This is a genomic window from Aquiflexum sp., from assembly GCF_977115555.1.
Genome location: NZ_CDSBKL010000164.1, coordinates 1 through 8,497 on the forward strand (window position 1 = coordinate 1; position 8,497 = coordinate 8,497).

Annotated in this window: 6 protein-coding genes and 1 pseudogene; 2 read left to right on the plus strand and 5 right to left on the minus strand. The window is 35.8% G+C overall.

Annotation, left to right across the window (positions count from 1 at the left end; translation table 11 throughout):
- Positions 1–125: 125 nt before the first annotated feature.
- Positions 126–1,244, plus strand: a complete 1,119-nt coding sequence (ald, locus tag ACZFYI_RS11030; RefSeq protein WP_462524186.1) for an alanine dehydrogenase — start codon at positions 126–128, stop codon at positions 1,242–1,244.
- A 44-nt stretch (positions 1,245–1,288) separates the two neighbouring features.
- Here the strand turns inward: ald and ACZFYI_RS11035 are convergent.
- A pseudogene (locus ACZFYI_RS11035) lies at positions 1,289–2,886 on the minus strand (cryptochrome/deoxyribodipyrimidine photo-lyase family protein).
- Here ACZFYI_RS11035 and ACZFYI_RS11040 point away from each other — a divergent pair.
- Positions 2,801–3,070 (plus strand): TIGR03643 family protein, encoded by a 270-nt coding sequence (locus ACZFYI_RS11040; protein ID WP_462524187.1) that lies wholly within the window; start codon positions 2,801–2,803, stop codon positions 3,068–3,070. The pseudogene ACZFYI_RS11035 and the gene ACZFYI_RS11040 overlap by 86 nt on opposite strands.
- A gap of 16 nt (positions 3,071–3,086) precedes the next feature.
- On the opposite strand, the gene ACZFYI_RS11045 is transcribed toward ACZFYI_RS11040, so the two are convergent.
- The 4 genes from ACZFYI_RS11045 to ACZFYI_RS11060 form a co-directional block, all read right to left on the minus strand.
- A complete protein-coding gene (locus tag ACZFYI_RS11045; protein ID WP_462524188.1) occupies positions 3,087–4,997 on the minus strand; it encodes a polysaccharide biosynthesis protein in 1,911 nt (636 codons plus the stop codon).
- Positions 4,998–5,377: 380 nt separating this feature from the next.
- Positions 5,378–6,001: a sugar transferase gene (locus tag ACZFYI_RS11050; protein WP_462524189.1), complete on the minus strand. Its 624-nt coding sequence runs from the start codon at positions 5,999–6,001 to the stop codon at positions 5,378–5,380.
- A gap of 13 nt (positions 6,002–6,014) precedes the next feature.
- On the minus strand, positions 6,015–7,142 hold the full coding sequence (locus ACZFYI_RS11055) for a DegT/DnrJ/EryC1/StrS family aminotransferase (RefSeq protein ID WP_462524190.1): 1,128 nt from the start codon (positions 7,140–7,142) through the stop codon (positions 6,015–6,017).
- A 159-nt stretch (positions 7,143–7,301) separates the two neighbouring features.
- The coding region (locus ACZFYI_RS11060; RefSeq protein ID WP_462524191.1) for a glycosyltransferase family 4 protein at positions 7,302–8,497 on the minus strand (1,196 nt) is incomplete at its 5' end.

Here is an 8,497-nt window from a genome sequence, read left to right on the forward strand (position 1 = left end):
AAAATAAAATTTCAAATAAGATTCATTTTCTTATAGTAATCAAAATAATTGGATGGATAATGGCTTTTAATAGCCACCTGATATTATCTTTGGGCTTCGGATTTGATAACCCAAATTTTAACAATATGATAATCGGTACCCCAAAAGAAATAAAAAACAATGAAAATCGGGTGGCATTGACCCCTGCCGGCGCAAAAGAGTTGGTAAAAAGAGGCCATCAGGTCTATGTACAGCATACAGCCGGGATAGGTAGTGGGTTCAGTGATGAAGAATATGTATCTGCCGGAGCAACAATTTTGCCTACAATTGAGGAGGTTTATGCCATTGCTGACATGATTATTAAAGTAAAAGAACCGATTGAACCAGAATATAAATTAATCAAGGAAAATCAGTTATTGTTTACTTACTTCCATTTCGCTTCTTATGAGCCCCTTACAAAAGCCATGGTTGAAAGCAAGGCAACTTGCTTGGCTTATGAGACTGTTGAAAAACCAGATAGAAGCCTTCCTCTCCTCATCCCGATGTCAGAAGTTGCAGGAAGGATGGCTATACAAAAAGGTGCAAATTACCTTGAAAAGCCTCTTAAAGGGCGAGGCATTCTTCTTGGCGGGGTTCCTGGAGTTTTACCTGCTAAAGTATTGATTCTTGGTGGAGGTATTGTCGGAACGCAGGCCGCTTGGATGGCGGCGGGACTAGGGGCTGATGTAACCATCATGGATGTTTCATTGGCAAGAATGCGATACCTCGCTGATGTCATGCCTGCAAATGTGAAAACCATGATGTCTAATGAATACAACATTAGAGAAATGATAAAACATTCGGATTTGATAGTTGGTGCAGTTTTGATCCCCGGAGCAAAAGCCCCTCACTTGATTACCAAAGATATGCTGAAGATTATGAAACCAGGAACTGTTTTGGTAGATGTCGCAGTGGATCAAGGAGGATGTATCGAAACCTGTAAGCCTACTACTCACGAAAACCCCACCTATATCATTGATGACGTTGTTCATTATTGCGTGGCAAATATGCCTGGTGCCGTACCTTATACTTCAACTTTGGCATTAACCAACGCGACACTTCCCTATGCCATTCAATTGGCCGACAAAGGATGGAAAAAGGCAGCTCAACAAAATCCTGACCTAGTACCCGGCCTAAATGTGATTAACGGAGATATCGTCTATAAAGCAGTTGCAGAGGCTTTCAATATGGATTACGTACCGGTTGATAAATATTTAGCAGATTAAAAAATCATGATTTTCAAAAGCCCGCTTCAAAGTGGGCTTTTTTTTTACATTTCCCTAGAGGGGAGTGTATGCATTCTCAAAATCCTTTTCGAATATTTCAATACTTCTTCATCACTTTGTTCTTGCCAGATAATGTCACGCGCATTTTTTGCTGAAATGTCAGGATCTACTATGGGAAAAGGATAATTCCTACCGAGTTCAAACCCAAAAATCATTTGTTCTAATCGTGTAAGTGTCCATGGTTGATGAATTTGACCATGTGGTAAAAGAGACAGCTCAGGAACCCATTTTTAATAAAATTTCCTAAAGGGTCATGTTCAAGGGATTGCTTTATAGGATTGTATATCCTGACAGTGTTTGTACCGGTAACGCCGGCCTGCATCTGAATTTGAGGATAATGAATACCTGGTTCAAAATCCAAAAATAATTTGGCCAGGTGATTTGCCCCTACCCGCCAATCCAATAACAAATGATGAGTGAGAAAAGAAACCAACATGGCCCTCATTCTGAAATTAAGATAACCTGTATCTTTCAAACATCGCATACAAGCATCAACTAGAGGAAATCCCGTATTCCCCTCTTTCCAAGCCTGGAGCAAGTTTTCGTCTTTGGTTTTTTGGAATTTATCAAAACCTTTGTTTAAGTTTTCGAATTCCATTCTACATTCCATTTCAAATTTTTGGATGAAATGACAGTGCCATTGGAGCCGTGATTGGAAATTCCGAATATTTCCTTTTTCAAGGTTCCTTTTTTTAAGTTTCCCTGCTTCCTGATACACTTGTTTGATTGACAAATTCCCCCATGCCAAGTATGGGGACAAACGGCTACAAGACTTTCTGCTTTGCTCGGGCTTACTGATATACTTGCTATATTCCTTTACCCTTCCAGCAAAAAATGAATTCATATACCTCCAAGCAACAGTCTCCCCTCCTTCTTGCATTTTAGGATCTTTGGATTTCCATTCTTCAGGAATAATTTTCCCCTGCATTTCAAAACTATCATTTAAATGAAAATATTTTCCTAAAGAAAGTTCAGGAGTATCAATAGTCGAATTCATAAATTTTTCCCAATGATCAGACCAATTGACTCTATTCTTTATTCCTCGCAACACACCATTTTGAGGAAATTCTTCCCATTTGATATTGTTTTTTTGAAAAAAGACTTTGACACTTTTGTCTCTTTCATAGGTAACTGAAATCCCTGTTTCAAAATGGGAAAACACCGTGTCAATCTGAACAAAAGCTTGTAGACATTCAAAAAAGTTGATAATTTCTCCATAATGAATGAAAATTCCTGTATTAAATGACTTTAATGTCAAGTTGACATTCTGTATACTTTGGTAAATAAACCTCCAATGTCTCACATCGTATTGAGGAGAATCAATCAAGCAGGGTTCAAAAACATAAACCATCAAAACCGGCAATCCCTTTTCTATTGCTGATTTCAAAGGCAAATGGTCCTGTATCCTGATATCACGCTTATACCAAACTACATTGATTTTTTCCATCTTCTTCAAAACATTAGAAATCCGACATTGTTCGTATAAAAACTTTATGATGGAATCATTTGAAAAAGATCGGATAATCGAGATGGCTTGGGAAGACCGAACACCTTTTGAAGCAATAAAAAACCAATTTGGCATTCCCGAAGAAGAGGTGATAAAATTAATGCGAAACGAGCTTAAAATTTCATCCTTTAAGCTTTGGCGAAAAAGAGTAACCGGAAGAAAAACAAAACATCAAAAAAAATACGGGGCAGAATCAGAAAGATTCAAATGTAATCTTCAACGCAGCATTACCTTGAACAAAATAAGTAAAAGGAAATGACTGAATGGTTGTTGATTTAATTGAGTCTATCCAAAACTTCAAATCTTGAAGAATTGCTTTTGTATTCCGGAATCATGGATTTCAAATGAAATACAAGGTCATTTTCTGAATTTTTTCCGATAAGGTTTTCGAAAATTTCAATCTGTCCTTCAATTTTGTAAAAATGCACCGTCGATACCTGAGCTATCTTTATTTTTGGATGGTGGGTGATCTTTACAATTTCAGAATCATTGAGAAGTTCTTCATACAATTTTTCACCTTCTCGAAGACCTGTAAAAACTATTTTGACATCATCACCTTCCCTTTTGCCACTTAACCTGATCATGTTGATCGCTAGATCGACAATTTTAATCGGTTCCCCCATGTCAAATACATAAATCTCACCTCCATTACCCATAAAACCCGCTTCAAGTACTAACTGACAAGCTTCAGGAATGGTCATAAAATACCTCGTAATATCAGGGTGGGTCACTGTTATTGGTCCGCCTTTTTGGATCTGCTTTTTGAAAAGTGGAACCACGGAACCATTTGATCCAAGAACATTTCCAAATCGGGTCGTAATGAATTTTGTATGGGAGTTAACATGATGGGTCTGCAAATAGTTGTTCAAAGATTGGACATACATTTCAGCGGCCCTTTTTGTGGCACCCATCACGTTGGTAGGATTTACAGCCTTGTCCGTGCTCACCAAAACAAATTTTTCCACATTATGCAATACGGATAAATCAGCAAGAATTTTTGTTCCAAGAATATTGCTCTTAATAGCTTGTTCAGGATAATTCTCAATCATTGGCACATGTTTGTAGGCCGCAGCATGGAAAACTACATCTGGACTATACTTTTTAAATACATTTTTGATGGTAGTATAATCACGTATGTCAGCCAAAATAGACATGTGGGGCGTAATCATTCCGGATTCTCTAAACTCAAAATCCAGGTCATACAAAGCAGATTCAGAAAAATCCAATAAAAGAAGCAATTTTGGGTTGTAGTACATGATCTGTCTACAAAGCTCACTTCCAATGGAGCCTGCAGCACCTGTCACCAAAACGACTTTGTTGGCAAGTTCTTCCTTGATTTTTGGGTTTTCCAATGAAATCTGCTCCCTTCCAAGTAAGTCCTCAATCCTAAGGTCACGAATTGCCTCGGTATTTAGACCTCTATTTATCCATTGGTTTATCGGCGGAACAATCGAAACATGTATATTGAATTTATAACATTCATCTATAATTTCCTTTTTTCGTTGAACTGACAAATCTTTTACCGCAATAATCAATTCAGATACTTTGTGGTTTTTAACCAAAAATTCCAGCTGAGAAAGTCCTTTAAAGATTTTCTTTCCCCCGATGATCTTTCCCTCTTTCATGTGATCATCATCAAGAAATGCAGCAATCATCAGGTTTGATTTACTATCTCTTTTTATGACATCCAAGGCAATAATACCTGCCTCACTTGCTCCAAAAATCACCCCTACTTTTACATTATTTGAAACAAAACCGCTTTTCAAGTAGATAAAGGATTCTTTTACTAAAAATCTATACAAAATCAACAGAAATAGGGAAGTCAGAGACGCTATTATCAAAACTGAATTCGGGATAATGTACGTACTTGAAATAAAGGTTTCGAAAACAAAGTTGGAAAACAAAACGAATAAAAATCCTATGGTAATCGTTTTATAGATATTGACGCTGTCTTTGAGGCCTGTATGTCTCACAATTCCCTTATAACTTTTTGTGGCAAGCATTACAAGGAAAACCACCCCTGAGAATACTAAACTTCCAAAAACAGCATTGCTTTTGTTGACAAGTTCAAGATCGAAATTAAACCGCAACAAATACGCGAAGAATGTCGACTGAAATATAACAAATGAATCTAGGGTAATTATGATCCATCTAGGAAGGATCCTTAAGTCTTTCAAAAAATTCATTTTATGGGTGGATTAATATGAGTGATTTTCAATTTTAACTATTTTTAGTTATAGGCGATACATTCAAATATATCATTGATTTTCACAAAAATTAACCTTTCCAAAGACTATTTTTTAGCCAAAAAAAAACATACAATTTTCCATATGTATGTTCCATTTTTGGCTGTAGGTAATGGTTTTTGAGCAGAATTTTTTTTTAAATAATTTTCAGATATCGAAGTAAAAAGGTTAAAAAAATTTTTGCACATATTTTTAAGTTCACGAGTTAATAGTTTTCTTATTTTACCTAAATATAAATTAAATAAATGTATTTATTCCAATCATTAACCTATATTTTCAAAGCAACGAATCTGCCAAATTCTTTACCACTTTCCTTTCTTCTATTCATTTTGGTTTAATTCTTTACTTCCTTGAAATTTCGACATGGAAACATGACCATTTTGCGAGATTCCTTCTGTCTTGAATATTTTAAAAATTGTCTTAATAAAAATTTTCAGATCTAATTTGAATGACAGATTATTGACATAGAAAATATCAAACTCAAACTTCTTTTCCCAAGACAATGAATTCCTTCCACTTACCTGTGCCAGACCAGAAATTCCTGGCCTTACCAAATGCCGTTTTGCTTGATTTGAATCATATAGTGGTAAATATTCTTCCAATAATGGCCTTGGGCCAATCAAACTCATATCCCCTTTCAAAATATTCCACATTTGTGGCATTTCATCAAGCGAGGACTTCCTGATAATTTTTCCAAACCATTTCAATCTTTCTTCATCTGATAAAGGAATACCATTTGGATCAAAAGCATCAATCATGGTTTTGAATTTAACAAGCTTAAATAGTCTACCGTTCTTTCCAGGTCTTTTTTGAAAAAAAAATGGATTTCCCCCAACATGAATAGCTAAAAAAACTGCCACTAGTATCAAAATAGGTGAAAGGAAAATCAACAAAAAAAAGCTGAAAAATACATCAATCGATCTTTTTAGAAATAAAGAATACATTACTTTCCAAATTTTATGAGTAGAGCTTTCTTATCACTCCAATTATCCTTTCCTGATCCCCATAAGATAGATTTTCACTGCTTGGTAAACATATCCCTTTATTGAACAGCTCTTCGGAACATCCACCGCCATAAAATTCTATTTCTTTGAATATGGGCTGAAGTTGAAGGGGATTCCAAAGATATCGAGTCTCAATATTTTCCTTCAGTAATGCTAGTCTTATCGCTTCATTTGAAAAACCAGATTGAGATTCATTCACCAAAAAGGTAGAAAGCCATCTATTCGAAAAATAACCATCCGGCTCGAGAATTGTAGAAAACCCTTCAAAATCAGCAAGGAGATTCTGATAATTTTCAAAGACTTTCCTTCTTAAAGCAATCTTTTTATCAAGATTAAAAAACTGGGCTAAACCAATACCTGCCGACATGTTATTCATCCTATAATTATAACCAATGTCCTTATGAACATAATATTTAAAATTTTCACGTGCCTGAACCGATAGGTATTTTGACCTTTCAATGGCATCTGCATCGGATGAAATCAATGCCCCACCAGAACCTGTAGTTATGATTTTATTTCCATTAAAGGAAAATACTCCAAAATCACCAAATGTACCACAAGGCTTTCCATGTATAGATGAACCTAAGGCCTCAGCTGCATCCTCAACAATAGGAATCTCGTATTTTTGGGAAATTTTCAAGATTTCATCAAATTTTGCAGGCATTCCAAAAAGGTCTACTACGACGATAGCTTTAGGCTTGGTCCCTTTATTTATCCGATCCCGAATTGCCTCCTCTAAGATTTCCGGACAAATATTCCATGTTGTTGATTCGCTGTCAACAAATATCGGCTTAGCGCCCAAATAAATTATAGGATTTGCGGAAGCACAAAATGTAAAGGACTGACATAATACCTCGTCTCCAAACCCCACTCCTAGTAATCTCAATGCCAAATGGATGGCTGAGGTTCCTGAATTCTTTACCGCCACATGGTAGTTTCCAAGTCTTTTTTTTATTTCTTCTTCAAAATTGGTGATATTATTACCTGCTGTTGATATTTGATTTGACCCTAAGGCTTGCAGAACGAAGTCATTTTCATTTCCGTCAAATACAGGAGTAGAAAGTGGAATGGGGTTTAGCATTTTTTGTTTGAGTGAAACAAGGAACAAATCTAAAGTAAAGTTTGATTAATCAAAAAACAAAACAACATCGCCCATGGCAAGGATAAAATTATTTTAAGGCCAATAAAAAAACTTCGAAAACTAGGTCTTCGAAGCTTAATATCGTTAAATTTTCAAAATTCAATTATCGCTTATATTTACTTTTTCCAATACTTCACCGGGTATATTTGGCTTTTGAAAAGATTTTCTTTTTGCTCTTTTGGAAAGGACTGGAGGGGAGTTTCTTATCCTTTTCTTAACTTTCTTCAATGTAATTGTATCCATTCTTACTCCCAAGGCCACTGCAACTAAAACAACTATTGGAAGCATCACATAATCGTTGAAGCTTGAACCTACAAAAATAAAAGCAATAAAACAGATTTTAATAGATACAAGTGACAATGTGACCTGATCATGTCTCAAGCCCATTCTTAAAAGAAAATGATGGACATGGCTTTTATCAGGTGCCATAGGCGATTTCCCCTTCATCATCCTCTTTATAAAAATTCTAGATGTATCATAAATTGGAATAATGAGGAGAGCAACACCTGATGCTATGGGTGCATTAAATTTCCAGCCTTCAAAATTTGCCATTGTACCATTCTTATCAATAAATAGTATGGTGAGAACAGCCAAAGCAAATCCTAAACTAAGAGAACCCGTATCCCCCATGAAAATTTTTGCAGGATGCCAATTATAGACTAGGAAAGAGAAAACCGATCCAACTAAAATAAAGGAAAACACAGAATAACTCGTAAGGTCTGCCTCCAAAAACCACCATCCTAGAAACAAAAAAGTAACAAGACTGATAGAACCTGCCAAACCATCTAAACCATCTATCAAATTGAAAGAATTGGTCAAAACAAGAATAGTAAAAAATGAGATACCATAACTGATCCAAAGGGGTAATTCATAAATACCAAAAAAGCCATAAAGCCCTGTCAATCTAATGTCTGCCATAACTACAACAAGGTATGCGGAAATAAATTGACCGGCCAACTTTTGTAAAGCGCTCATATTCACCATATCATCCCTTAATCCTACAAAGAACATAAGACCAAAAGCCGCCAATAGAAACCTGATTTCCATTATCATTTGTGAATCAAGCCAAGCCAAAACTGAAATGAACGTTGCCAAAACGAAAGCGATCCCTCCCATGGAAGGTACAAACCCATTGTGGATTTTTCTTCCTCCTGGGCTGTCAACGAGTTCCATTTTTTTCAATAATAAAATCACTATTGGAGTCAGTAAAAAACCCACCAAGAAAGCTGTACTAACCGCTAGAAAAATGACCATAAAAATTGTTTTTTTGCAAATGTACCGAAAATCAACTAAAA